The 24,671-nt window shown below is 70.1% G+C and carries 25 protein-coding genes; 13 read left to right on the top strand and 12 right to left on the bottom strand.

The window, feature by feature from the left end:
- Positions 1–12 precede the first annotated feature (12 nt).
- The 4 genes from ACFYXH_RS16500 to ACFYXH_RS16485 form a co-directional block, all read right to left on the bottom strand.
- Positions 13–801, bottom strand: a complete 789-nt coding sequence (locus ACFYXH_RS16500; protein ID WP_389563110.1) for an SURF1 family protein — start codon at positions 799–801, stop codon at positions 13–15.
- A 99-nt stretch (positions 802–900) separates the two neighbouring features.
- Positions 901–1,134, bottom strand: a complete 234-nt coding sequence (locus ACFYXH_RS16495) for a hypothetical protein (RefSeq protein ID WP_266542878.1) — start codon at positions 1,132–1,134, stop codon at positions 901–903.
- 63 nt (positions 1,135–1,197) lie between these two features.
- Complete coding sequence (locus tag ACFYXH_RS16490; RefSeq protein WP_389563108.1) at positions 1,198–2,175, bottom strand: DEDDh family exonuclease; 978 nt, start codon at positions 2,173–2,175, stop codon at positions 1,198–1,200.
- A 323-nt stretch (positions 2,176–2,498) separates the two neighbouring features.
- Positions 2,499–3,119 (bottom strand): TetR family transcriptional regulator, encoded by a 621-nt coding sequence (locus ACFYXH_RS16485; RefSeq protein ID WP_362688373.1) that lies wholly within the window; start codon positions 3,117–3,119, stop codon positions 2,499–2,501.
- A gap of 105 nt (positions 3,120–3,224) precedes the next feature.
- Between ACFYXH_RS16485 and ACFYXH_RS16480 the strand changes: the two genes are divergently transcribed.
- The 8 genes from ACFYXH_RS16480 (at position 3,225) to ACFYXH_RS16445 (ending at position 11,010) form a co-directional block, all read left to right on the top strand.
- Positions 3,225–4,022: an acetoacetate decarboxylase family protein gene (locus ACFYXH_RS16480; protein ID WP_389563106.1), complete on the top strand. Its 798-nt coding sequence runs from the start codon at positions 3,225–3,227 to the stop codon at positions 4,020–4,022.
- Positions 4,022–4,906 (top strand): SDR family NAD(P)-dependent oxidoreductase, encoded by an 885-nt coding sequence (locus ACFYXH_RS16475; RefSeq protein WP_389563104.1) that lies wholly within the window; start codon positions 4,022–4,024, stop codon positions 4,904–4,906. Before ACFYXH_RS16480 ends, ACFYXH_RS16475 begins: the two co-directional genes overlap by 1 nt.
- Before the next feature lie 10 nt (positions 4,907–4,916).
- The gene (locus ACFYXH_RS16470) at positions 4,917–6,203 is read left to right on the top strand and encodes an amidohydrolase family protein (RefSeq protein WP_389563102.1); all 1,287 of its coding nucleotides are present in this window, start codon (positions 4,917–4,919) and stop codon (positions 6,201–6,203) included.
- Complete coding sequence (locus ACFYXH_RS16465; protein ID WP_389563100.1) at positions 6,200–7,462, top strand: amidohydrolase family protein; 1,263 nt, start codon at positions 6,200–6,202, stop codon at positions 7,460–7,462. The genes ACFYXH_RS16470 and ACFYXH_RS16465 overlap by 4 nt, the downstream gene beginning before the upstream one ends.
- 24 nt (positions 7,463–7,486) lie before the next feature.
- Positions 7,487–8,209 carry a VIT family protein gene (locus ACFYXH_RS16460; protein WP_389563098.1) on the top strand — a complete coding sequence of 241 codons (723 nt, stop codon included), beginning with the start codon at positions 7,487–7,489 and terminating at the stop codon, positions 8,207–8,209.
- A 133-nt stretch (positions 8,210–8,342) separates the two neighbouring features.
- Positions 8,343–9,248 (top strand): sterol desaturase family protein, encoded by a 906-nt coding sequence (locus ACFYXH_RS16455; protein ID WP_389563096.1) that lies wholly within the window; start codon positions 8,343–8,345, stop codon positions 9,246–9,248.
- Positions 9,245–9,937, top strand: coding sequence for a lysoplasmalogenase (locus tag ACFYXH_RS16450; protein ID WP_389563094.1), 693 nt, complete (start codon positions 9,245–9,247; stop codon positions 9,935–9,937). The genes ACFYXH_RS16455 and ACFYXH_RS16450 overlap by 4 nt, the downstream gene beginning before the upstream one ends.
- Before the next feature lie 29 nt (positions 9,938–9,966).
- Positions 9,967–11,010 (top strand): zinc-dependent alcohol dehydrogenase family protein, encoded by a 1,044-nt coding sequence (locus ACFYXH_RS16445; protein ID WP_389563092.1) that lies wholly within the window; start codon positions 9,967–9,969, stop codon positions 11,008–11,010.
- On the opposite strand, the gene ACFYXH_RS16440 is transcribed toward ACFYXH_RS16445, so the two are convergent.
- The 3 genes from ACFYXH_RS16440 to ACFYXH_RS16430 form a co-directional block, all read right to left on the bottom strand.
- A complete protein-coding gene (locus ACFYXH_RS16440) occupies positions 11,000–11,587 on the bottom strand; it encodes a hypothetical protein (protein WP_389563090.1) in 588 nt (195 codons plus the stop codon). The genes ACFYXH_RS16445 and ACFYXH_RS16440 overlap by 11 nt on opposite strands.
- Before the next feature lie 65 nt (positions 11,588–11,652).
- Entirely contained in the window at positions 11,653–13,110 is a 1,458-nt protein-coding gene (locus ACFYXH_RS16435) for a CoA transferase (RefSeq protein WP_389563088.1), read from the bottom strand.
- A gap of 102 nt (positions 13,111–13,212) precedes the next feature.
- Positions 13,213–14,745: a S8 family serine peptidase gene (locus ACFYXH_RS16430; protein WP_389563087.1), complete on the bottom strand. Its 1,533-nt coding sequence runs from the start codon at positions 14,743–14,745 to the stop codon at positions 13,213–13,215.
- 264 nt (positions 14,746–15,009) lie between these two features.
- Here ACFYXH_RS16430 and ACFYXH_RS16425 point away from each other — a divergent pair, with 264 nt between their 5' ends.
- The 3 genes from ACFYXH_RS16425 (at position 15,010) to moaA (ending at position 18,159) form a co-directional block, all read left to right on the top strand.
- Positions 15,010–15,375, top strand: coding sequence for a DUF485 domain-containing protein (locus ACFYXH_RS16425; protein WP_389563086.1), 366 nt, complete (start codon positions 15,010–15,012; stop codon positions 15,373–15,375).
- Positions 15,372–17,015, top strand: coding sequence for a cation acetate symporter (locus ACFYXH_RS16420; protein WP_389563084.1), 1,644 nt, complete (start codon positions 15,372–15,374; stop codon positions 17,013–17,015). The genes ACFYXH_RS16425 and ACFYXH_RS16420 overlap by 4 nt, the downstream gene beginning before the upstream one ends.
- 154 nt (positions 17,016–17,169) lie before the next feature.
- On the top strand, positions 17,170–18,159 hold the full coding sequence (gene moaA / locus ACFYXH_RS16415) for a GTP 3',8-cyclase MoaA (protein WP_389563082.1): 990 nt from the start codon (positions 17,170–17,172) through the stop codon (positions 18,157–18,159).
- Here the strand turns inward: moaA and ACFYXH_RS16410 are convergent.
- Complete coding sequence (locus ACFYXH_RS16410) at positions 18,142–18,438, bottom strand: hypothetical protein (RefSeq protein ID WP_389563080.1); 297 nt, start codon at positions 18,436–18,438, stop codon at positions 18,142–18,144. The genes moaA and ACFYXH_RS16410 overlap by 18 nt on opposite strands.
- 180 nt (positions 18,439–18,618) lie before the next feature.
- Positions 18,619–19,002: a DUF3099 domain-containing protein gene (locus ACFYXH_RS16405; RefSeq protein WP_389563078.1), complete on the bottom strand. Its 384-nt coding sequence runs from the start codon at positions 19,000–19,002 to the stop codon at positions 18,619–18,621.
- 217 nt (positions 19,003–19,219) lie between these two features.
- Here ACFYXH_RS16405 and ACFYXH_RS16400 point away from each other — a divergent pair, with 217 nt between their 5' ends.
- Positions 19,220–19,495, top strand: coding sequence for a GlsB/YeaQ/YmgE family stress response membrane protein (locus ACFYXH_RS16400; RefSeq protein WP_362688673.1), 276 nt, complete (start codon positions 19,220–19,222; stop codon positions 19,493–19,495).
- 77 nt (positions 19,496–19,572) lie between these two features.
- Here ACFYXH_RS16400 and tyrS read toward each other — a convergent pair whose 3' ends face one another.
- The 3 genes from tyrS to ACFYXH_RS16385 are packed head-to-tail and all read right to left on the bottom strand — an operon-like array spanning position 19,573 to position 23,866.
- A complete protein-coding gene (gene tyrS / locus ACFYXH_RS16395) occupies positions 19,573–20,841 on the bottom strand; it encodes a tyrosine--tRNA ligase (protein WP_389563076.1) in 1,269 nt (422 codons plus the stop codon).
- Positions 20,842–20,901: 60 nt separating this feature from the next.
- The gene (locus ACFYXH_RS16390; protein WP_389563074.1) at positions 20,902–22,293 is read right to left on the bottom strand and encodes a metallopeptidase TldD-related protein; all 1,392 of its coding nucleotides are present in this window, start codon (positions 22,291–22,293) and stop codon (positions 20,902–20,904) included.
- A gap of 49 nt (positions 22,294–22,342) precedes the next feature.
- Entirely contained in the window at positions 22,343–23,866 is a 1,524-nt protein-coding gene (locus ACFYXH_RS16385) for a TldD/PmbA family protein (RefSeq protein WP_385303553.1), read from the bottom strand.
- 462 nt (positions 23,867–24,328) lie between these two features.
- On the opposite strand from ACFYXH_RS16385, the gene ACFYXH_RS16380 reads away from it, so the two are divergent.
- Complete coding sequence (locus tag ACFYXH_RS16380) at positions 24,329–24,601, top strand: hypothetical protein (protein ID WP_389563072.1); 273 nt, start codon at positions 24,329–24,331, stop codon at positions 24,599–24,601.
- The last annotated feature ends 70 nt before the right edge of the window (positions 24,602–24,671 follow it).

The raw sequence follows: 24,671 nt of genomic DNA, 5'->3' as shown, positions 1-24,671 counted from the left end.
CGAACGCTGCCGTTAAGCAGTCGCGGTGGCCGGCTCCGGGGCGCTCCCGGCCTCGGCCGACTGGCGGTCGCGCTTCTCGCGGCGTACGAGTATCACCCAGCCGACAGGTACGGCCGCGGCGAACAGCCACCACTGGACTGCGTACGCCATGTGCGGGCCGATGGACTCGTGGTCGGGTTCGGGGATCAGTTCCGGGTTGCCGCCCGAGGGCTCGGGCCCGCTCTGTTCCAGATAGCCGCCGAGGACGGGCCGGCCCAGCGACTTCGTCTGCTGGGCACTGTCGATCAGCATGATCTGGCGGGGCGGCAGACCGGACAGGTCCTTGATTCCGCTGGCACTCGTCGTCTCGTCGGCCTTGAGCCGGCCGGTGACGGTCACGGTGCCCTTGGGCGCGGCGGGTACGGGCGGGAAGGACTTCTGGTCGGCGGCGGACGGGACCCAGCCACGGTTGACCAGGACCGCCCGGCCGTCGGCCAGGACCAGCGGGGTCAGCACATGGAAGCCGACCCGGTCGTCGGCGGAGGTGCGGCGGCGTACGACGACTTCCCGCGCGGTGTCGAAGGTGCCGGTGGCGGTGACCTGGCGCCAGTAGTCGGTGCGCGGGACGGTGTGCCCCGGGGAGGTGAGCTCGGTCACGGGGACGGGCTTCGCCTTGAGGTTCCGCGAGATCAGGGTGTTCTGCTCGACCCGGTGCTCGTGCCGGTGAAGCTGCCAGAAGCCCAGCTCGATCATCGCGGGGATGAGGACGAGGGCGATGAGGGTGAGGATCACCCACTGCCGGGACAACAGGAAGCGGTACACCCCATGACCGTACAACTCGGGCCATGGGGTGCGGCGGGTGGGGGGTCGGGGTGCGGCCCCCGGGCGCGGGCCTGGGGCCGTGGGTTGTGGGCCGTGGGATCAGACTTTGTCGACGATGCCCGCCCTCCCGTCGGCGCGGGCGCAGTGCCCGCCGCAGAACCAGTGGCCCTCGACCTCGACGCCCTGGCCGATGATCTGGACCCGGCAGTGTTCACAGATGGGCGCCATACGGTGAATGGCGCAGGAGAAGCAGTCGAAGACGTGCACCGCGCCCTGCGCGTGCACCTCGAAGGACATGCCGTAGTCGTTTCCGCATACCTCGCAACGTGCCATGCGCCACAGGGTGGGACGCGAGGCGCCACGGGGCGAGCGGTCGCCGGGCGAGTCGCGCCGGGTTCACTCCGATGCGGGTGCCGGAGCCACATCCCGCAACAGCTGGGTGAAGGCCGCCTCGTCGATGACCGGCGTGCCGTACGACTTGGCCTTGACGGTCTTCGAGGTCGACGCCTCCGGATCGTTGGTCACCAGCAGGCTGGTCAGCCGGGAGACGCCGGAGGCGATATGCAGCCCCGCCTCGATCGCCCGGTCCTCCAGCAGCTCGCGGTCGACGGAGGTGTCGCCGGAGAAGGCCACCCGCATGCCTTGCCTGAGCGGCTTGTCCGCCTCGTACCGCCCGGGGTTGGGATAGGGGCAGGGCGGACGTTTGCGCGAGGGCCGCCAACTGCTCTGCCCGTACGAGGCCTGGTAGCCGATCCGCGGGGTGGCGGGGGAGTCCGACCACTCGGTCAGCGGGCGGCACTCCAGCAGCGGTAGCCGCACCCCGTCGCGGGCCGCGGTGTGCAGACTCGGCCGGAACGCCTCGGCCAGCACACGTGCGTCGTCGAGCGCGTGGTGCGCCCGCTGCTGTACGACACCGAAGTGCGCGGCGAGCGAGGCCAGCTTGTGGTTGGGCAGCGGCAGCCGCAGTTCCTTGGAGAGTGCGATGGTGCACAGCCGCTGACGGGTGGGCGCGGTCCGCTCCGCGCGCGCGTACTCCCGGGCGATCATCGACCAGTCGAAGATGGCGTTGTGCGCGACGAGGACCCGGCCGTCGAGCCGCTCGGAGAACTCACCCGCGATCTCGCCGAAGAGCGGGGCGCCCTCCAGCACATCGCTGGTCAGACCGTGGATCCACACCGGGCCCGGATCCCGTTCCGGGTTGACCAGGGTGTACCAGTGGTCCTCGACATTGCCCCGGGCGTCGAGGCGGTACACCGCAGCGGAGATTATCCGGTCGTCGCGGGCGAGTCCGGTGGTCTCCACGTCGACGACCGCGTACCCCTGTGGGTACGCGGCCGGCCACACTGTTGCTGCGGTTGTACGGTCGTCGAGCATGGTCACAGAGAATACGGGCCGGGACTGACAGTCCCCCATCCGCCCGGCTCGGTGACCGGGTCCGCGACGAGGCCCGTCGGTGACCGGGGCCAGGCCGGGGTGGCCGTCGACCGCTCCGGGGCGGAGCGGGCGGACGATAGCTGTCGCTCCTTCGGGGGACGTGGAACCAGGCCTGGGGGAGCAACCCCCGCTTGCCGGCAGTGGTTTCGGAGGCAGGCGCGGCGGCGTTGTCCCAGCCCCTCCGGTCCCTGTCGTCCCCTTCCTGTTCCTGTCGTCCGATTCCTGTCGTCACGTTTCAGTCGTCCGGTTTGAGTCGTCCGGTTTCAGTCGTCCAGCAGGGCGCTCACCAGCGCCCGTACGGAGGCGGTGAACAGCTTCTCCGGATCGGCGGGTCGCGCCAGCGCGCGGGCCAGCGCGAGGTCGTGTTCCGCCGCGCCGGCGCCCTCCCACAACTCGCCCTCGCCCGGCGACTGGACGGGCGAGCGTTCGCGGTTGCGCTCGACGAGTACGAAGCCGACGACCTGGAACTGCACGGCGCGCACGGCCTCGGCGGCGCGCGCCCCGCGCAGCCCGGCCGCGTGCACCTCATGGACGAGCGCCTGCTGCGCGGGCAGGAACATCCTTTCGGTGAGCCCCCGTTCATGGACCATCGCGATCAGATGAGGACGGTCCCGCAGCTCACGGCGGAGCCTGCGCGCGACCGAGACCACGCGCTCGGCGGGTGTACGGCCGGTGGGCCGGATGGCGCCCATCTCCTGGACCGTGCGCTCGACCAGCGCGTCCAGCAGTGACTCGCGATTGCCCACATGCCAGTAGATCGAGGTGACGGCGGTGCCGAGCTCGGCGGCGAGCTTGCGCATCGTCAGGGCCTGCGGGCCGTGCTGCCTGACGAGGGCGGCAGCCGAGTCGAGGACCTCGTCGCGGGTCAGGGCGGTTCTCGGCATGATGCCCCCAATTCCGGTACGTGCACGGCTCTTTACCCTTCATCGGCTCCGGTGTAACTGTGTTACAGACCCCCGGGAAGGACACTCCACGAAGGGCGGTACGACATGGCACGCGTACGGTACGGCGCGCGCACCGAGGCGGAGATCGCCGCGGCCCGCGCATCCAGTTCCAAGCTCCCCGACATCTGGTCCACGGGCGTGGTGGCGGTGTGGGAGAGCGACCCGGACGCGGTGGCGGCCGTACTGCCGCCGCCGCTCAAGCCCACCGAGCGGCCGCTCGTACGGGCCGCCATCAGCAAGGTCGACCTGCCCGGCTATCCGCTCGGCGCCGGCTCTGTTGCGGTCGCCGCGCTGCACGACGGCCGCGAGGGCTGGTACCCCTTGGTCATGCCGATGACCCATGAGCGCGCGCTGATCGGCGGCCGTGAGGTCTTCGGCGAGCCGAAGAAGCTGGGCGAGGTCGGTGTCGAACGCGACGGCCTGGTCGTACGGGCGGTGCTCGCCCGGCACGGCATCGCCTTCGTCGAGGTGCGGGGCGCGGTGGACGGACCGCTTCCGCTGCCCGAGCCGGCCGAGAAGCTCGACTTCTACTTCAAATTCCTGCCCGCCGTGGACGGCCAGGGCTTCGACGCCGACCCGGTCCTCGTCCACTGCACCCGAAACGAGAAGTTCCGCAGGCTGGAGAAGATCACCGGCGATGTGGTGCTGCGCGAGTCGATGTACGACCCCGTCGCCGACCTCCCCGTACGCAGTGTCGTCGAGCTCACCATCGGCGAGAAGACCACCGACCAGAAGGGCCGGGTCGCGGAACGGGTCAGCGCGCAGGCGCTGCTGCCGTACATCCATCAGCGCTACGACGACCCTCAGCAGATCCTCGACGGCCCGCCCGAGGGGAGCGTCTGATGGAGCTGACGGCGGGACAGGTCGCCGTCGTCACGGGCGCCGCGAGCGGCATCGGCCGTGCGATGGCGCGCCGGTTCGCGGCGGACGGCCTGAAGGTCGTCCTCGCGGACGTCGAGGAGAAGGCGCTGCGCGAGGCCACGGACGAACTGACCGAAGAAGGCGCCCAGGTGCTCGCCCGCACCGTCGACGTCAGCGACCGGGCCTCCGTGCTCGCGCTGGCGGACGTGGCGTACAAGACCTTCGGCGCCGTCCATGTGCTGTGCAACAACGCGGGCGTCGGTTCCGGTGCCGAGGGCCGGATGTGGGAACACGAGCCCAACGACTGGAAATGGGCCTTCGCCGTCAACGTCTGGGGCGTCTTCCACGGCATCCAGGCCTTCGTGCCGCACATGATCGAGAGCGGCGAGCCGGGCCATGTCGTCAACACCTCGTCGGGCGACGGCGGGATCGCCCCGCTGCCCACCGCCTCCGTCTACGCCGTCACCAAGGCGGCCGTCGTGACGATGACCGAGTCGCTGTACGCGCATCTGAAGGCGGAGCACGCGCGCGTGGGCGCGTCCGTGCTCTTCCCGGGACCGCACATGCTGCGCACCGGACTGTGGGAGTCGCACCGCAACCGGCCCCAGCGGTACGCCAAGGAGCGGCCGCGCAGGACGCCGTACCGCAGCCTCGACCAGTGGGAGGCGGCGATGAGGGACGCCGGGCACGAGGTGACGTTCACGCCGGTCGAGGAAGTCGCCGCACTCGTCGTGGACGGGATCCGTGCGGACCGGTTCTGGATGCTGCCGGAGAGCGAGCACAGCGACCGGCAGATCCGCGCCAGGTCGCAGTCGATGCTCGACCGCGCCAACCCGTCGTACCTGGAAGGCTTCATTCTCGATTGAGGGATGCGTGATGTCGGACCCGTACCTGATCATCTCCTCCGACTGCCATGCCGGACTGCCGACCGAGCAGTACCGGCCCTATCTGGACAGCAGGTTCCACCGGGCCTTCGACGGTTTCCTCGCCGGGCGCGACGCGCGCCGCGAGGAGATGAACCGGCTCGGCGTACGCAACGAAGCCTTCGCGACCAAGTGGTTCAGCGACAACTGCGAGGGCCTGAAGGGAGGTTGGGACACCGCCCAGCGGATCAAGGAGCTCGACGGCGACGGAGTGGCGGCCGAAGTCGTCTTCCCGGACGCGGACGCCGTCGACAGCCGGACCGCCGCGCCCTTCGGGGTCGGCCTGGGACTCTCCGGCGACCAGGACCCCGACCTCGGCATGGCGGGCGCGCAGGCGCACAACCGCTGGCTCGCGGAGTTCGTCGGCGGCAACGCGGAGAACGCGGCACGCCACTGCGGGGTCGCCCTGCTGCCCGTCACCGGCGAGGTCGACAGGGTCGTCGCCGAGATCCACCGGGCCAAGGAGTCCGGGCTCGGCGCGCTGATGATCCCCTCGATGTGGGTGGACAAGGCGCCGTACCACGACCGCCGTTACGACCCTGTGTGGGCCGCCGCGGCCGAGACCGGCATGCCGGTGGTCACCCACTCCGGCGCGGCGCCGCGCCATGAGTACGGCGACCACCTGGGCATCTATGTCTCGGAGGTGACCTGGTGGCCGGCCCGCCCGCTGTGGTTCCTGCTCTGGTCGGGCGTCTTCGAGCGTCACCCGGGCCTGAAGTTCGGCGTCGCCGAGTCCGGCTGTTGGTGGCTGCCGAACCTCCTCTGGTTCATGGACCGGCTCTACCTCGGCGCGCACGGCGGAAAGAAGCTGTCGCCGTTCGCCGAGCTGAAGCGGCCGCCGAGCGAGTATCTCGACCGGCAGATCTTCATCTGCGCCACCAACACCAAGCGGCGCGAGCTCGCCCAGCGGTACGAGATCGGCGTCGACAACATCCTCTGGGGCAGCGACTTCCCGCATCCGGAAGGGACCTGGCCCAACACCCGCGCATGGCTGAAGAACACCTTCCACGACATCCCGGTCGCCGAGACCCGACGCATGCTGGGCCTGGCCGCGGCGGAGGTCTTCGGCTTCGATGTGTCCGTGCTGGAGCCGATCGCCCGGCGGATCGGCCCGACGCCGGCCGAACTGGGCCAGTCCGACGACCAGTCGGCCGTCGAGGCGTCGTGGGCGAGGTCGCGAGAGGTCGGCCGCCACTGGCTGACCGACAACGACTTCCCGGTCCTGGGAGCGTCGTCATGACGGACCGCGTGTCGGGACAGGGGGCGAACCGCGTGTCGGCCCGCTACACCGTCATCTCCGCCGACTGCCACGCCGGGGCCGATCTCCTCGACTACAAGCCGTACTTGGAGAAGAGGTACCACGACGACTTCGACGCCTGGGCGGCCACGTACATCAATCCTTACGAGGATCTCCTCGCCGACACGGCCGACCGCAACTGGAACTCGGACCGCCGGATGGCCGAGCAGGAGGCGGACGGCATCGTCGCCGAGGTCGTCTTCCCCAACACCATCCCGCCCTTCTTCCCCAGCGCCTCGCTGATGGCGCCGGCGCCGCCGCGCGAGGAGTACGAACAGCGCTGGGCCGGACTGCGCGCCCACAACCGCTGGCTCGCCGACTTCTGCGCGGCGGCTCCCGGGCGCCGGGCGGGCGTCGCGCAGATCCTGCTCAACGATGTGGACAAGGCCGTCCGCGAGATCCACCGGATCAAGGAGGCGGGACTCACCGGGGGGATCCTGCTGCCCGGTACGCCGCCGGGCTCGGGCCTGCCCGAGCTGTACTCCCAGACGTACGACCCGATCTGGGCGGTCTGCGCCGAGCTCGGCATACCGGTCAACCACCACGGCGGCTCGGCGTCCCCGCCGCTGGGCGAAGAACCGGCGGCCCGCGCGGTGTTCATGGTGGAGACCACCTGGTTCTCGCACCGGGCCCTGTGGCACCTGATCTTCGGCGGCGCCTTCCGCCGCCACCCGGAGCTGAAACTGGTCCTCACCGAACAGGGCTCCGGCTGGATTCCGGGCGTGCTCGACATGCTGGACTACTACCACTCGCGCCTGGTGGCCGCGGCGACGAAGGCCGCCACCGCCGAGTCCAAGTTCGGTGCCGGGCTTGCCGCTTCGATGGGCAAGGGCCCGAGCGAGGTCTGGCGCGACAACTGCTTTGTCGGCGCGAGCTTCATGCGCCCGCACGAGGTGCCGCTGCGCGACCGGATCGGCCTCGACAAGATCATGTGGGGCAGCGACTATCCGCACGACGAAGGCACGGCTCCGTACTCCCGCGAAGGCCTCCGCATCGCCTACGCGGGTCTGCCGAGGGACGAGGTCGCAGCGATGGCCGGCGGCAACGCCGCGCGTGTGTACGGCTTCGACCTCGATCTCCTCGACCCGATCGCGGCGAAGGTCGGTCCGACGGTCGAGGAGATAGCCGAGCCCCTGGCAGAGATACCGGCCGGCGCGACGAGCCCCGCGTTCGCGCGGGGCGGGTCGGTGCGCGTCTGGTGACGGGCCGGGTGAGACCCTCCCGGGGTGACTGACGCACCCCACGACGGACCCCACGACGAAGCCCACGGCGGGGCCCTCGGCGCGCGGCTCAACTGGCTCCGCGCCGCGGTACTCGGCGCCAACGACGGCGTCGTCTCCACCGCGGGCCTCGTCGTCGGCGTCGCCGGAGCCACCGGCTCGCGCGACACCCTGCTCACCGCTGGACTGGCGGGACTACTGGCCGGCTCCATGTCGATGGCGGTCGGCGAGTACGTCTCCGTGTCCACGCAGCGCGACTCGCAGAAGGCGGCGCTGGCCATGGAACGACGCGAGCTGCGCGAACAGCCGGAGGCGGAACTCGAGGAGCTGGCCGGCCTGTTGATGTCCCGCGGCCTGTCCCAGGAAGTGGCACGGGAGGCGGCGCAGCAGCTCACCGAACGGGACGCACTGCGCGCCCACGCGCGCGTGGAGCTCGGCATCGACCCGGACCAACTGGCGAACCCCTGGCACGCGGCAGGCGCGAGCTTCCTGGCCTTCACGGTCGGCGCGCTGCTGCCGCTGCTGGCGATCGTCCTGCCGCCGGCGTCGATGCGGTTGTACGTCACCGTGTGCTCGGTGCTCACGGCCCTGGCCCTGACGGGCTGGTGGAGCGCCCGCCTGGGCGCGGCGGCGGCGGGCCCTGCGGTGCTGAGGAACCTGGGCGGGGGAGCGATGGCGATGGCGGTGACGTACGGGGCGGGGTCGCTGCTGGGCGCGGTGGGCGTCTGAGGGCCGCCGGGCCGGACCGGACCGTACGAATGCCGACTTGGCAGAAGTCACCAAAGGTTGCTGACATCTTGTCTCGCATACTTGTCGGTAACAACGTCTAGCCGCGCCCGGCCCCGGCCTCTACGGTGCACCCATGCCGAACCTGCCCGATGTCGTGCTGTGGTCGATACCCGCCTTTGTGCTGCTCAGCGTCCTGGAGATGGTGACCGTCCGCCTCCATCCGGACGAGGACGCCGCCGGATACGACGCCAAGGACGCCGCCACCAGCGTCGGCATGGGGCTCGGCAGTCTCGCCTTCGACTTCCTGTGGAAGATCCCCATCGTCGCGATCTACACCGCGGTCTACGAGCTCACCCCCGCGCGCGTCCCCGTCCTGTGGTGGACGATCCTGCTGATGCTGCTCGCGCAGGACTTCTTCTACTACTGGTCCCACCGCGGCCACCACGTCATCCGGATCCTGTGGGCCTGCCATGTCGTGCACCACTCGAGCCGGAAGTTCAACCTCACCACGGCGCTGCGCCAGCCCTGGACGAGTCTGACGGCCTGGCCGTTCTATCTGCCGCTCATCGCGTGCGGTGTGCATCCCGCCGCGCTCGCCTTCTGCTCGTCCGCCAATCTCGTGTACCAGTTCTGGGTGCACACCGAGCGGATCGACAAGCTGCCGCGGCCCTTCGAGTACGTACTGAACACGCCCTCCCACCACCGGGTGCACCACGCCTCCCAGGGCGGCTATCTGGACCGGAACTTCGGCGGGATCCTGATTGTCTGGGACCGGCTCTTCGGGTCGTTCACGCCCGAGACCGAGCGGCCCGTGTTCGGGCTCACCAAGAACATCGAGACCTCCAACCCGCTGCGGGTCGCCACGCATGAGTACGCGGCGATCGCCCGCGACATACGGGCCGCGGGCACCTGGAGCGAGCGGGCCGGGCGGGTCTTCCGCGGACCCGGCTGGCAGCCGGAGCCCCGGACCTCGGCGGCGGCTACCGCGCCGAAGTCCGGGACCCCGGCGGCGGCTGCCGCGCCGGAGCACGCCGCGTGAGCGCGGTGCCGCAGGTCGGCACCGCCGTCGCGGGCCGTGCGGCGTCCCGTGATCGGATCGGCCGGGCCATCCTCCTCTCCTTCCTCCTCGCCGTCGGCTGCGATCTGGCCTGCCTCGGCCCCGGCCCGGACATCGGGCACCAGATCGCCAAGCCCCTCCTCATGCCGCTGCTCGCGGCGTACGCCGTCACCCGTGGAGCGCCCCGGACGCTGGTCGCCGCACTGCTCTTCGGCTGGGCCGGCGACGTCTTCCTGCTCGGTGACGCGGACTGGGCCTTCCTCGTCGGCATGGGGTCGTTCGCCGCCGGACACGTCTGCTACCTGGTCCTCTTCCGACGTACACATACGTCCACACCGCTCGCGGCGGTGTACGGCACCGCCCTCGTCGGTACCGTCGCGCTGCTCTGGCCCGACCTCCCCGCCGAGTTGCGCATCCCGGTCGCCGGCTACTCGCTGCTGCTCACCGCCATGGCCTGCCGCTCCAGCGGACTCGGCCCGGTCGCGGGCGCGGGCGGGGCGCTCTTTCTGCTCTCCGACACGCTGATCGCCACCGGTGTCGCCGGGTGGCCGCAGCCGCCCGTGCCCGACTTCTGGATCATGCTCACCTACTGCGCGGCGCAGCTGCTGCTGGCCACCGGCGTGCTGGCGCGGGTTCCGCAGGCGTACCGTGAGAGCCGTACGTCCGTATGACACTCGTCTGATCAGCAAGGATTCGCCGCATGCGCGCCACCGTCATCCACGCCCCGCACGACATCCGCGTGGAGGAGGTGCCCGATCCGGCGATCCAGCAGCCCACCGACGTGGTCCTGCGTGTCCTGCGCGCCTGCATCTGCGGCAGTGACCTGTGGGCGTACCGCGGCGAGTCCGCGCGCCGGCCGGGGCAGCGCATCGGACACGAGTTTCTCGGCGTGGTCGAGGAGGCCGGTTCCGCGGTCAGCGGGTTCGCGCCCGGCGATCTTGTCGTCGCTCCGTTCGTCTGGTCCGACGGCACCTGTGACTTCTGCGGCGAGGGCCTGCACACGTCCTGCCCGCAGGGCGGCTTCTGGGGCTCGGTCGGCTTCGACGGCGGCCAGGGCGAGGCTGTGCGTGTGCCCTTCGCCGACGGCACCCTCGTCAAGCTCCCGGCCGAAGCCGCATCCGACGACCGGCTGCTGACCGCGCTGCTCGCGCTCTCCGACGTCATGGGCACCGGACACCACGCCGCCGTGGGCGCCGGGGTGCGGGCCGGCTCCACGGTCGCGGTCGTCGGCGACGGGGCGGTCGGGCTGTGCGGCGTGCTGGCTGCCAAGCGGCTCGGCGCCGAGCGGATCATCGCCCTCGGCCGCCACCAGGTGCGTACCGACATCGCGAAGACCTTCGGCGCCACCGATGTCGTCGCCGAGCGCGGCGAAGCGGCCGTCGCGGCAGTCCGCGAGCTGACCGGCGGCCAGGGCGCGCACGCCGTGATCGAGGCCGTCGGCACCGAGCAGTCGATGCGTACGGCCGTCGGGATCACCCGCGACGGCGGCGCGATCGGCTACGTGGGCGTGCCCCACGGCAGCGGTACCGGCCTGGACCTCGGCGTGATGTTCGACCGGAACATCGCCCTGCGCGGTGGCGTCGCGCCCGTCCGCGCCTACATCCCCGAGCTGCTGCCCGACATCCTGGACGGCACGATCGACCCCTCGCCCGTCTTCGATCTGTCGGTCGGCCTCGACGGCGTCCCGGCCGGCTACAAGGCGATGGACGAGCGCACCGCGCTCAAGGTCATCATCAAGCCGTGACGCCCTGGGCCTGACCCGGATCGCCGGATGAGGCCGCCGTGCTCCCCGCGTCCGTCGTCTGCGGCTCGGGGACGCGGCGCAGCCTGATCTCGTACGGCAGGTCGGAGTACTCGTCGTGGCGCAGGGCCCAGCCCTGCGCCTCGGCCGTCCGCAGGACGTAACCGGCGCCCACGGCACGGTACTTGCGTACCGGTATCTCGCAGGTCGACGGCGGCACGGCCTTGTTCTTGCCGTGCGGCGCGGTCGCCTTGCGCGTCCAGTCCGCCACCTCCTTGTCCGCGCGCCGTCCGTAGAAGGCCGTGTCGCCCTCGTGCCGGAGCTCGGGCCACGACACGAACCAGCGCGGCCAGACCTGCAGCCGGTCGCCCAGCGCGTCGATGGTCTTCTCGAAGCCCTTCTCGAACCCGGGGATCAGCGCGAACAGATCGCCCACGAAAGCGATCGCGAGGAAGAGCGCGAAGCCCGCCAGCAGCATCGCCCAGTGCAGCGGCAGCACGATGACGGTGAGGACGAACCGCAGCGTCAGCTCTGCGACGGACCGTGCGGGCAGCGGCTCCCAGGAACTCTCGTGGTACACGGGTGACTCCAGGTACGGGCGGGGCACGAAGGGCGGACGGGCAACGGTAGCCTCCGCGACCGTGCTCAGCGCCACTCGGGCGCGTCCGAGCCCCAAAAGCCGGGCGGGCGTGACCAGTTGGCCGGGCCGCCGGCGAAGGAGACCGGCGGCAGGGCGTGCCGCAGTCGGCCCATGGGGCTGTCCGTCTCCGTGAGCCACCGCTCGGAGTCGTACGCACCAGATTCCTCGGTCTCCTTGGCCTCCTTGCCCTCCTCGGCCGGATCCTTCGTGAGCCGGTTCATCAGCCACGCCGCCGTCTGGGTGAGGGAGAGCCGCACCAGCCTGGCCCTGCCCTCGTCGTGCTGCTCGGTGAGCGCGCGCAGTACCCCGGCCGCCAGCAGATATCCGGTGCCGTGGTCCAGCGCCTGGGCGGGCAGCGCGCCGGGCTGTCCCTTACCGCCCTCGATCGCGGCGATACCGGTCGCCACCTGCACCAGACTGTCGAAGCCGCGCCGTTCGGCCCACGGTCCGTACCGGCCCCACGCGGAGAGCTGCGCGATCACCAGCCCCGGGTTGCGCACGGCGAGCGCGTCGGCCGTCATTCCGTTGAACTGGTCCAGCGCGCCGGGACGGTAGCCCAGCACCACCACATCGGCGCTCTCCAGCAGCTCCTCGAAGATCCGCCGGTCGCCCGCCCGGTCGCCCAGGTCCAGCCGGGTCGACCGCTTCCCCATGCCCGTGTCGTTGTGCGCCTCCTGGCTCTCCGGCAGCCCGGGAGCGTCGATCCGCAGCACATCCGCGCCGAGCAGGGCGAGAGTGCGGGTGGCGACCGGCCCGGCGAGCACCCGGGTGAGATCCAGGACCCGCAGTCCGGCGGCCGGAAGCAGGGTCTCGCCCGTCAACTCCGGCAAGGTGCGCGGTGGTTGCTCGTCGCGCTCATGGACCGGCGCGATCGTCAGCAGCGGATGCGCGGCGGCCCGCGACCCCTGCTCGTGCGCCGCCCACTCCTCGGGCGTACGGGCGGCCACCGCGAGACCACCGGCCGCGTACACCGTCTCCTCGACCTCCGCGGCCCGGCGCCCGCCGATCTCGGCGGCGACGGCCTCCACGCCCGCGTCGCCGGGCAGCCCGAGCGCGGCCAGCAACCGGGCCCGGTGGTGCGGGTAGTTGGCGTGTGTACGGACCCAGCCGTCGCCCGCCCGCCAGAAGCGGGACAGCGGAGCGAAGGTCGTCGGTGCCACGCCGTCGACCCGCACCAGCCGGTCGCTGTGGAATGCCGCGGTCACCGCTCCGTCGTCGACCCGGACGGCCGGGACCCGGCCGCCGGTGCGGCGCGCGGCGAGCTCGGCGGCGGCCAGTGCGCAGACCGCCACGCAGGAGCGGGCCAGCTCCATGACGGGCAGCTGGGCGCGCAGCCCGCCCGTGCCTTCGTACCGGACGCGGTCGAGGAGCGCGGGATCGCCGCCGAGCGCCGCCCACGCGTGCGCCGTACCGGCCGACGAACGACCGCTCGCAGGCGTACCGCTCAAGGATGTGTGAGCCATGCACGCACTATGGCACTGAGTGCCACCCGAATGCCATAGGAACCCGTAGCCACGCACAGGGGCCGGACGCGGCACTCCGCGTCCGGCCCCCGAGAAGCACTGTTACCGGCGAACCGCGTCCAGGGCGTCGGCGACACCCGTTCCGTAGAAGCCGTTGTTGCGCTTGCCGCCCTCGCACACCGCGTCGACCGTGCCGTCGCCGTTGATGTCGTACGGGTTGGTGCAGGCCGTGTCGTCGGCCTCCGCGTAGAGCAGCGCCTTCACCTGCGCCGCCGAAGCGTGCGGGTGCTTCGACTTGATCAGCGCGACGACGCCCGCGACATGCGGCGAGGCCATCGACGTACCGGCCTTGTAGCCGTACTTGCCGCCCGGCAGCGTGGAGAGGATCCGGCCGTCGGTGGCGGGCGCGTCCGGCTTCTGGAAGGCCGTCGAGTCGCCGCCCGGGGCGGAGATGTCGACCATGCCGAGGCCGTAGTTGGAGTACGAGGCCTTCAGGCCCTTGGCACCGAGCGCGGTGACGGTGACGACACCGGGGAGCTGGGACGGGATGTCCAGGCACTCACGCGGGTTGATCACCCGCTCGACCGGGGTGGTGTCGTTCGGGCTCGTGGTGTCCGTGATCTCGTCGACGGCGAGGTCCATCTGGGAGTTGCCGGCCGCGGCGACGTTCACGGTGCCCTTGCGCTCGGCGTACCGCGTGGCGCGGGTGACGGCCTCGACGAGGGCCCCCTGGTCGGGGTCGTTCTTGCAGTTGAACAGCCACGGGTCGGTGTAGTAGCTGTTGTTGGTCACATCGACGCCGTGCTCGGCGGCCCAGACGAAGCCGCAGACGACGGACTCGGTGTAGAAGAATCCGGCCGTGGTCGCCACCTTGATGCCGGCGACCTTGACGCCCGGCGCGACACCGGTGACGCCGATACCGTTCTTGGCCGCGGCGATCGTGCCCGCGACATGCGTGCCGTGGTCGCTCTCGCCGGCGGCCGGCCGCCAGGAGCCGGGTGTCGTGTCCGGCTTGCCGCTCACGCAGTTGGCCGACGCGTTGGCGTTGAAGTTGGGCGCGAGGTCGGGGTGCGTGTCGTCGACACCCGTGTCGATGACCGCGACCGTGACCTTCTTGCTGCCCAGCGTCTTCTCGTGAGCCTTGTCCGCCTTGATGGCGGGCAGGTCCCACTGGAGCGGCTCGAGCGGGTCCTGTCCCGACTCGGCCTGCGCCGCCGCGGTCTTCGCCTCCTGGGCGGTGAGCGGGCGCTCGGAGTTGATCGAGGTGTCGCTCGCGGCGGCGATCGGCGCGGTACGCGTCGCGCCGGCCGAGGCGACGCCCCTGACCTGGCGGATCGTCTTGGCGAAGTCCGGGTTCTGCGAGTGGACGACGATGACGCCGATCCGGTCGTAGGCGATCACCACCGAACCGCCGGCCTTGGCTATCGCCTTCTTGACCGACTTGGCGGTGCCGTGCCCGCCCTTGACGTTCACGACGTACGACAGCTTCGGGCCGTCGGTCACCACCGCGGCGGGTACTTCGTCCGCCGGGGCTGCCGAGGCGGCTCCCGCGGGAAGGAAGCCGAGCGAGGCCGTGAGCGCCAGACCTGCGGGCAGGGCGAGTGCGCGCCGCCGTCTGGATCCCAGATGAGCCATGGGTTCTCCACATCATCCGTGACAACCGCCCAGACAGACGCGAATGGGCGGGTACATGACCAGCGAAGCTATCGCTGATCATGCGGCCCCATCAATGAGTTCGAGAAGAAACCGGGAAGAAAAAGGCCGACGCTGAACCACTTCGACGCGCTCTCCGTGCCGTTGTCAGGGGGTGGAGCAACATCAAACCGTCCCCGACCGTGAGGTTCCGCTGTGACCATCCCCAAGTCCTTCCCCACCCCACCCGCGTCGCGAGGAGATTCCGTGGCTACCGATGCACCGTCGCCCCCGGGCGGTCTGGACACCAGCCCCGCTCAGCCCACGACAGAGGCGTTCGTCGAGGTGCAGGAGAGTGCGGAATTCGGCGAACTGCGCCGCACCTACCGCTCCTTCGCCTTCCCCCTGACCGTCGCCTTCATCGCCTGGTACCTGCTGTACGTCCTGTTGTCCAACTACGCCGGCGGCTTCATGGGCACGAAGTTCGTCGGCAACATCAACGTCGCCCTCGTCTTCGGACTTTCCCAGTTCGCCACCACCTTCCTCATCGCCTGGCTGTATGCGCGTTACGCCTCCACAAAGCTCGACGCGAAGGCCGAGGCGATCAAGTCCCGTATGGAGGCCGACGCATGAGCGCCGCGTACGCCGCGTATCCCACGGTCCAGTTCGCCGCCGGAGGAGGGGCGAGCGAGCACCGGCCGCTGATCATCACACTGTTCGCGTGCTTCGTCGTCGCGACCCTCTTCATCACCGTGTGGGCCGGCCGTCAGACCAAGAGCGCATCCGACTTCTACGCCGGCGGCCGCCAGTTCACCGGCTTCCAGAACGGCCTCGCGGTCTCCGGCGACTACATGTCCGCCGCCTCCTTCCTCGGTATCGCGGGCGCCATCGCCCTCTTCGGCTACGACGGCTTCCTGTACTCCGTCGGCTTCCTGGTCGCCTGGCTGGTCGCGCTGCTGCTGGTCGCCGAACCGCTGCGCAACTCCGGCCGCTACACAATGGGCGATGTCCTCGCCTACCGGATGCGCCAGCGCCCGGTCCGCACCGCCGCCGGCACCTCCACCATCGTCGTCTCGATCTTCTATCTGCTGGCGCAGATGGCGGGCGCGGGCGTACTGGTCTCGCTGCTGCTCGGCATCACCAGCGACGCGGGCAAGATCGCGATCGTCGCGCTGGTCGGTGTACTGATGATCGTGTACGTGACCATCGGCGGTATGAAGGGCACCACCTGGGTGCAGATGGTCAAGGCCGTCCTGCTCATCGCGGGCACCGTGCTCATCACCTTCCTGATCCTGCTGAAGTTCAACTTCAACCTCTCGGACCTGCTCGGCTCGGCGGCGAAGAACAGCGGCAAGGGATCGGCGTTCCTGGAGCCCGGCCTCAAGTACGGCGCCACCGGCACCTCGAAGCTGGACTTCATCTCGCTCGGTATCGCGCTGGTACTGGGCACCGCGGGCCTGCCGCACATCCTGATCCGCTTCTACACCGTGCCCACCGCCAAGGCCGCCCGTAAGTCGGTGATCTGGGCGATCGGCATCATCGGCGCCTTCTATCTGATGACGATCGTGCTCGGCTTCGGTGCTGCCGCGCTGCTCAAGCCCGGCGACATCATCGCCTCGAACAAGGCGGGCAACACGGCGGCTCCACTGGCAGCCCTGGAGATCGGCGGCGGACCGGGATCCGCCGGAGGCTCGATTCTGCTGGCGGTGATCTCCGCGGTCGCCTTCGCCACCATCCTCGCGGTGGTCGCGGGCCTCACCCTGGCGTCCTCGTCCTCCTTCGCGCACGACATCTACGCGAACGTCATCCGCAAGGGCAAGGCCACCGAGAAGGAAGAGGTCCGCGCGGCCCGCTGGGCAACGGTCGCCATCGGCGTCGTCTCCATCGCGCTCGGAGCGCTCGCCCGTGATCTGAACGTGGCGGGCCTGGTCGCACTCGCCTTCGCGGTGGCCGCATCGGCGAATCTGCCGACGATCCTCTACAGCCTGTTCTGGAAGAGGTTCACCACACAGGGCGCCCTGTGGTCCATCTACGGCGGCCTGACCGCGTCGGTGGTGCTGGTGCTCTTCTCGCCGGTCGTCTCCGGCAAGCCCACCTCGATGTTCAAGACAGCGGACTTCTACTGGTTCCCGCTGGAGAACCCGGGCATCGTCTCGATCCCGCTGGGCTTCCTCCTCGGCTGGCTCGGCTCCCTCCTGTCGAAGGAAGAGGCCGACAAGGGCAAGTACGCGGAGCTCGAGGTCAAGTCCCTCACCGGGATCGGAGCACACTGACCCGGGACGCAGTACCGAGTGCCGGGCAGGGCCGCGTCGTAGAGTCCTACGACGCGGCCCTGCCGCTCCTCGTGACAATCGGGCCCCGGAGTTGTCAGCCCTCTGGCGTAGGCTCGAAGGCAATAAGATCCGCCAAGCGGGGAGGGGGCCCACCGTGCTCATCGACACCTATGGCCGTGTGGCCACTGACCTGCGAGTTTCACTGACCGACCGGTGCAATCTGCGGTGTATGTACTGTATGCCGGAAGAAGGTCTGCAGTGGCTCGCCAAGCCTGATCTGCTCAGTGACGACGAGATTGTCCGGCTGATCCGTATCGCCGTCACCGACCTCGGTATCACCGAGGTCCGCTTCACCGGCGGGGAGCCGCTGCTGCGGCCGGGGCTGGTCGGAATAGTCGAGCGGTGCGCCGCTCTCGAGCCCCGCCCCCAGATGTCGCTGACCACCAATGGCATCGGACTCAAGCGCACGGCAGACGCGCTCAAGGCCGCCGGCCTGGACCGGGTCAATGTCTCGCTCGACACCCTGCGCCCCGACGTCTTCAAGACCCTCACCCGCCGCGACCGCCACCGCGATGTGCTGGACGGCCTGGAGGCCGCCCGCGCCGCCGGCCTCACCCCTGTCAAGGTCAATACGGTTCTGATGCCGGGGCTCAACGACGACGAAGCTCCCGAGCTGCTTGCCTGGGCCGTGGCCAACGACTACGAGCTGCGCTTCATCGAGCAGATGCCGCTCGACGCTCAGCACGGCTGGAAGCGCGACGGCATGATCACCGCCGGCGACATCCTGGAGTCCCTGCGTACGCGCTTCACGCTCACCGCGGAGGGCGACGAGGAGCGCGGATCCGCGCCCGCCGAGCGCTGGACCGTGGACGGCGGACCGCACCGGGTCGGCGTCATCGCCTCCGTCACCCGCCCGTTCTGCCAGGCCTGCGACCGCACCCGCCTCACCGCCGACGGCCAGGTGCGCACCTGTCTGTTCGCCCGCGAGGAGACGGACCTGCGCGCCGCGCTGCGCTCGGACGCGCCCGACGAGGAGATCGCGCGCATCTGGAAGCTGGCGATGTGGGGCAAGAAGGCGGGATCGGGCCTTGACGACCCGTCGTTCCTGCAGCCCGACCGGCCGATGTCAGCGATCGGCGGCTGAGCCGGATTCCGGGCCGCGCGAGTCGGCACCGGAGCCAGAGTCGGCATCCGAGCCCGAGCCGGCGCCGGAGGAGCCACGCTCCCACTCCTCGAGCGTCACCACATCCTTGAGAAAACCGCGCAGGTCAAGGAAGTGGGAGAGATGCTCACGGTGCTCGTCGCAGGCGAGCCAGGTCTTGCGGCGCTCAGGAGTGTGCAGCTTCGGGTTGTTCCACGCCAGCACCCAGACGGCGTCGGTGCGGCAGCCCTTGGCGGAGCAGATCGGTGTTTCGTCACTCACTGATGTTCATCCCAAACAAGGCGACGCCGAGCAGCCACGGGGGGAGCTGCCCGGCGTCGGTCCGTCGCTCCGACGGGGGATGCGGAGCGCCTACGAAGTATGTCACGGGGAACGGGGTGCGGTGCACCGGAACTTCATGATTGATCTGAGCTTTTCTTGAGCTTCGCAAGCCCCGTGAAATCAGCTCTGGTCGCGCTCTCGACGGTCCCGCTCGGAGGCTCCGGCTTCCGGCTCGTCCTCCGCTGCGGCGGCTGTGGGCGGTCCCGGGGAAGGCGCGATCATCGGCCGGGAAGGGGTCGGAACAAAGGTCGACGGCAGCGAAGGCGCGTTCTCCCGGCCCGCGTTGGCGATCACCACGGCAATGTAGGGAAGAAGCCCACCGAGCACCAGCGCCACGATCGCCACATGACGTTCGACGTTCCACAGGACGGCGGCGAGGATCACCGCCAAGGTCCGCACCGACATCGAAATCACATAGCGGCGCTGCCGGCCACGGACGTCGTCCGCGAGCCCCTTCCGGGCTCCCGTGATCCGGAAGACCTCCGTACTGCCATGCTTCCGCATCAGGTTCCACCACCGATTTTCCACGCCGGACGCTCCCAGGTCCTGACGCCTTCCACCGTACGCCGCACCTCCGACACCTACGAGAGCGGGGGGAGCCCCGCCTGCGTGTCCCGACTGCGCCGTAGCGCGTATGGCGCCGCCCGACATGCGCTGTACCGCGGACAGGCCGAGACTGACGGCGTAACTGCTCATGCGGAGCACGTACCAGGAGGCAGCCATGGGCTGGTTGTGGGCGATCATCGTGGGCTTCGTGCTGGGCCTGATCGCGAAAGCGATCCTTCCCGGCAAGCAGCACATGCCCCTGTGGCTGGCCACCATCTGCGGCATCGCCGGCGCTGCGCTCGGCAACTGGCTCGCGATGGGTCTCGGCATCGCCGAGACCAAGGGCATCGACTGGGGCCGGCACGGACTCCAGCTCTTGGCGGCCGTCGTCATCGTCTTCCTCGGCGAAATGGCCTATACCGCGATGCGGGGCAAGAGGCAGAGAGCCTGAGCCGGGTACGGCGGCGGCCGGGTGAGCAACGAAGCTCACCCGGCCGCCACCGGACTCGGTTCTTCTGCCGCGGCTGATCAGCCGGCCGTGACCTCGACCGCAGCCAGGTTCTTCTTGCCCCGGCGCAGCACGAGCCAGCGGCCGTGCAGCAGCTCCTCCTTCGCCGGTACGGCGTCCTCGGTGGTGACCTTCACGTTGTTCACGTAGGCCCCGCCCTCCTTCACCGTGCGGCGGGCGGCCGACTTGCTCGGCGCGAGACCCACTTCCGCGAGCAGATCCACGACCGGGCCAAGCTCGGCGACCTGGGCATGCGGCAGCTCGGAGAGCGCCGCCCGCAGCGTCGGCTCGTCGAGTTCGGCCAGCTCGCCCTGCCCGAAGAGCGCCTTCGACGCATTGACGACCGCGGCGCACTGGTCAGCGCCGTGCACCAGCGTCGTCAGCTCCTCGGCCAGCGCCCGCTGCGCGGCACGCGCCTGCGGCCGCTCCTCGGTCAGCTTCTCCAGCTCCTCGATCTCCTCGCGGGACTTGAAGCTGAAGATCCGCAGGAACTTGGAGACGTCCCGGTCGTCCGCGTTCAGCCAGAACTGGTAGAAGGCGTACGGAGTGGTCCGCTCCGGGTCGAGCCAGACCGTGCCGGACTCCGTCTTGCCGAACTTCGTGCCGTCGGCCTTGGTGATCAGCGGTGTGGCCAGCGCGTGCACCTCGGCCTCGGGCTCGACCCGGTGGATCAGGTCGGTGCCCGCGGTGAGGTTGCCCCACTGGTCGCTACCGCCGGTCTGCAGGGTGCAGCCGTACCGCCGGTACAGCTCCAGGAAGTCCATGCCCTGCAGGATCTGGTAGCTGAACTCGGTGTAGCTGATACCCGCGTCGGAGTTCAGCCGCCGGGCGACCGCCTCCTTCGCGATCATCTTGTTGACCCGGAAGTACTTGCCGATGTCGCGCAGGAAGTCGATCGCCGAGAGCCCCGACGTCCAGTCCAGGTTGTTGACCATGGTCGCGGCGTACGGACCGTCGAAGTCGAGGAACCGCTCGATCTGCCCGCGCAGCCGCTCCACCCAGGCCGCGACGACCTCCGGAGCGTTCAGTGTGCGCTCCGAGTTCGGCTTCGGGTCACCGATCAGACCGGTGGCACCGCCGACCAGGCCCAGCGGGCGGTTCCCCGCCTGCTGGATCCGGCGCATGGTGAGGATCTGGACCAGGTTGCCGAGGTGCAGGCTGGGCGCGGTCGGGTCGAAGCCGCAATAGAACGTGACGGGACCGTCCGCGAACGCCTTGCGCAATGCGTCCTCGTCAGTGGAGAGAGCGATCAGCCCTCGCCACTGCAGTTCGTCGACGATGTCCGTCACGGGTCTCGCGTCTCCTTCGGTGTGCTGGGGGGACGTCTGTGCATACAGACTCCTCCGAGGTTATACGCCCTGGCTGACCGAACTCATATTGAAATCCGGGACCCGGAGCGCGGGCATCGCGGCCCGGGTGAACCAGTCGCCCCACTCGCGCGGCAGCGTCTTCTCGGTGCGGCCGGCCTCGGTGGCCCGCGACAGCAGGTCGACCGGCGACTCGTTGAAGCGGAAGTTGTTGACCTCGCCGACGACCTCGCCGTTCTCCACGAGATAGACGCCGTCCCGGGTGAGACCGGTCAGCAGCAGCGTCGCCGGGTCGACCTCGCGGATGTACCAGAGGCAGGTCAGCAGCAGCCCGCGGGCCGTCGCGGACACCATCTCGTCCAGCGAACGCTCACCGCCGCCGTCCAGGATCAGATTGCCGGCGCCGGGCGCGACCGGCAGGCCCGTCAGAGCGGCGCTGTGCCGGGTGGTGACCAGATGCTCCAGCTTTCCGTCGCGTACCCAGTCGGTCTTCGACAGCGGCAGGCCGTTGTCGAAGACCGAGGCGTCGTCGCCGGAGGAGTGGGCGATCACGAAGGGCGCGGACTCCAGGCCCGGCGCGTTCGGATCGCTGCGCAGAGTAAGCGGAAGATCGGACAGCTTCTCGCCGACGCGGGTGCCGCCGCCCGGCTTGGAGAAGACCGTACGGCCCTCCACCGCGTCCCGCGCCGTCGACGACCACAGCTGGTAGATCAGCAGATCGGCCACGGCGGTGGGCGGCAGCAGCGTCTCGTACCGCCCGGCGGGCAGCTCGATTCGGCGCTGAGCCCAGCCGAGGCGCTGCGCGAGCTCCGCGTCCAGCTGCGCCGGGTCCACGTCCTTGAAGTCCCGCGTCGAACGGCCCGCCCAGGCGGAACGGGCGCGGTCCGGGGACTTGGCGTTGAGCTCCAGCGTCCCGTTCGGCTGGTCGTGCCGCAGCCGCAGCCCGGTCGACGTACCGAGGTAGGTGGAGGTCAGCTCATGGTTGGCGAAGCCGTAGAGCTCACGCTCACCGGCCTTGGCGCGGGCGAAGGCCTCACCCAGCGCGGGCGCGAAGTCCGCGAAGACGGCCGAGGACGTCTCGAGAGGCGCGTCCGTGAAGTCCGGGGAGGCCGGGACCCCTTCGACGAGCGGCTGGGCGTCCTCGGCGGGCCCGGCTCCGCGGGCGGCGGCCTCCGCGGCCCGTACCAGCGGCTCGAGATCGGCAGCGGTGACGGCGGACCGCGACACGACACCGGAGGCGGTGCCCTCGGCGCCGTCGACGGTCGCAATGACGGTGAGGGTGCGGCCGCGGGTCACACCGTTGGTGGTCAGGGCGTTGCGGGCCCAGCGCAGATTGGCGGAGGAGTGCTCGTCGGCGATGACGACACAGTGGTCGGCGGTGGACAGCTCCAGCGCCCGCTCGACCGTCTCGTGCGGCTTGCTGTTGCGGCTCATCGACCGGCCTCCTGCGTGGTGTTGAGACTGAACGGCGTGCGGCGCGCTCTCATCGGCCCGCCTCCTGCGTCGTGTTGAGGATGTTGACGCCGCGGAACAGCGCGGAGGGGCAGCCGTGGGAGACCGCCGCGACCTGGCCCGGCTGGGCCTTCCCGCAGTTGAAGGCGCCGCCCAGGACGTACGTCTGCGGGCCGCCCACCTTCTCCATCGAGCCCCAGAAGTCCGTCGTCGTCGCCTGGTACGCGACATCGCGCAGCTGACCGGCCAGCCTGCCGTTCTCGATACGGAAGAAGCGCTGCCCGGTGAACTGGAAGTTGTAGCGCTGCATGTCGATCGACCACGACCGGTCGCCGACCACATAGATGCCGCGCTCCACCCCGCCGATCAGATCCTCCGTCGACAGGCCGCCCGGCTCCGGCTGCAGTGACACGTTCGCCATCCGCTGCACCGGCACATGGCCCGGGGAGTCCGCGTAGGCGCAGCCGTTGGACCGGCCGAGACCCGTCAGCTTCGCGATCCGCCTGTCCAGCTGGTAGCCCACCAGCGTGCCGTCCTTGACGAGGTTCCACGACTGCGCCTCGACGCCCTCGTCGTCGAAGCCCACCGTGGCGAGACCGTGCTCGGCGGTCCGGTCGCCCGTCACATTCATGATCGAGGAGCCGTACGCCAGCTTCCCCAGCTTGTCGAAGGTGGCGAAGGACGTCCCGGCGTACGCCGCCTCGTACCCCAGCGCCCGGTCCAGCTCGGTGGCATGGCCGATCGACTCGTGGATGGTCAGCCAGAGATTCGACGGGTCGACCACCAGGTCGTAGCGTCCCGCCTCGACGCTCGGCGCGCGCATCTTCTCGGCCAGCAGCGCCGGGATCTGCTCCAGCTCGGACTCCCAGTCCCAGCCCGTGCCGGTCAGATACTCCCAGCCGCGCCCCACCGGCGGCGCGATCGTGCGCATCGAGTCGAACTCGCCCGTCGTCTCGTCGACGGCGACGGCCGTGAGCTGCGGATGCAGCCGCACCCGCTGCTGCGTGGTGACGGTGCCCGCCGTGTCCGCGTAGAACTTGTTCTCCTGGACCGTGAGCAGCGAGGCGTCCACATGTGCGACGCCGTCCGCCCGCAGCAGCCGCGCGCTCCACTCCGCGAGCAGCGCCGTCTTCTCCTCGTCGGGCACCTCGAACGGGTTGATCTCGTACGCGGAGACCCAGGTCCGCTCCGCGTGCACCGGCTCGTCCGCCAGCTCCACCCGCTCGTCGGAGCCCGCCGCCGCGATCACCTGCGCCGAGAGCTTCGCCATCGCGACCGCCTGGCCGGCGACCCTGGCGGCCGCGTCCATCGTCATATCGACCCCTGAGGCGAAGCCCCAGGCACCGCCGTGGACCACCCGCACCGCGTACCCCAGGTCCGTGGTGTCCGATGAACCGGCGGGCTTGGCGTCGCGCAGCCGCCAAGCCGCACTGCGTACGCGCTCGAAGCGGAAATCGGCGTGCTCGGCGCCGAGAGCACGCGCCCGCGCAAGTGCCGCGTCGGCGAGGGCCCGCAGCGGCAGCGCGGTGAACGTCTGATCGATGTCATGGGCCACAAGCGGCCTCCCCTTCTCACGGCCTCGGATCACTACGCGGAAGTGAAGCACGCCTCCCACCCGGCTCCGAATCGGAAATCGCGGTAACTACCTCATGAGCACAGGCGGCGCTGCGCAGCGGATCCCCACCAGGTGGAGCTCGCCACGTAGTCCAGGAACCGCGAACCACTCGCATCACGCCGCACTGGCGTTCAACTCGACGTCCCCACTGCCGAGTCCGGCTGTGGGCCCCCGCTCATGGATCTGCTCGCGCCCGGCTGGGACATCACGGCCGACGCCCGTCGGCAAGCAGATCCGCTGCCTCCTCCCGCGTGACCGCTGACCGCGAATGACCGGCCGGAGGTCTCAAATGCCGCATCGACGTGCGATTTCGCCGATTGTCGTACCCCGGGGGTAGTCTCTCGGTCACGCGGAGTTGACAGTCAACTCCCGGTACCGCCGTGAGCGTTGGGGAGATGGTGGATGGTCGGGCGCGAAGTGTCACCGGCGGATCACCAGCACAAAGAGATCCGCGAAGTCCTCAAGCGGCTCGTTGCCGTCGGCTGGACACTGCGCAAGGAAGGGCACTGGGGGCGGCTGTACTGCACCTGTGCCGAAGGGTGCCTCACCATCCCGGTGCCGGGTACGGCGAAGAATCCCGGGCGCACGGCACGGAACCTCGCGCGGCGCGCGAAGCTGTGCCCGCTCCCTGAGGGGGACCCGCGCCGTGCCCCGGGTGGCGGTGTTGTCGTTTGACAACGTACGTGCACTGGGTAAGTCTGCCCAGAGGGGTGGCGGATCCTGGCGCGGGTTCGTGGAGCACGAT

Origin of the sequence: Streptomyces sp. NPDC002730 (assembly GCF_042888805.1) — a bacterium.
GTDB lineage: Bacteria > Actinomycetota > Actinomycetes > Streptomycetales > Streptomycetaceae > Streptomyces.
This window is presented reverse-complemented; position numbering and strand designations above follow the sequence as displayed.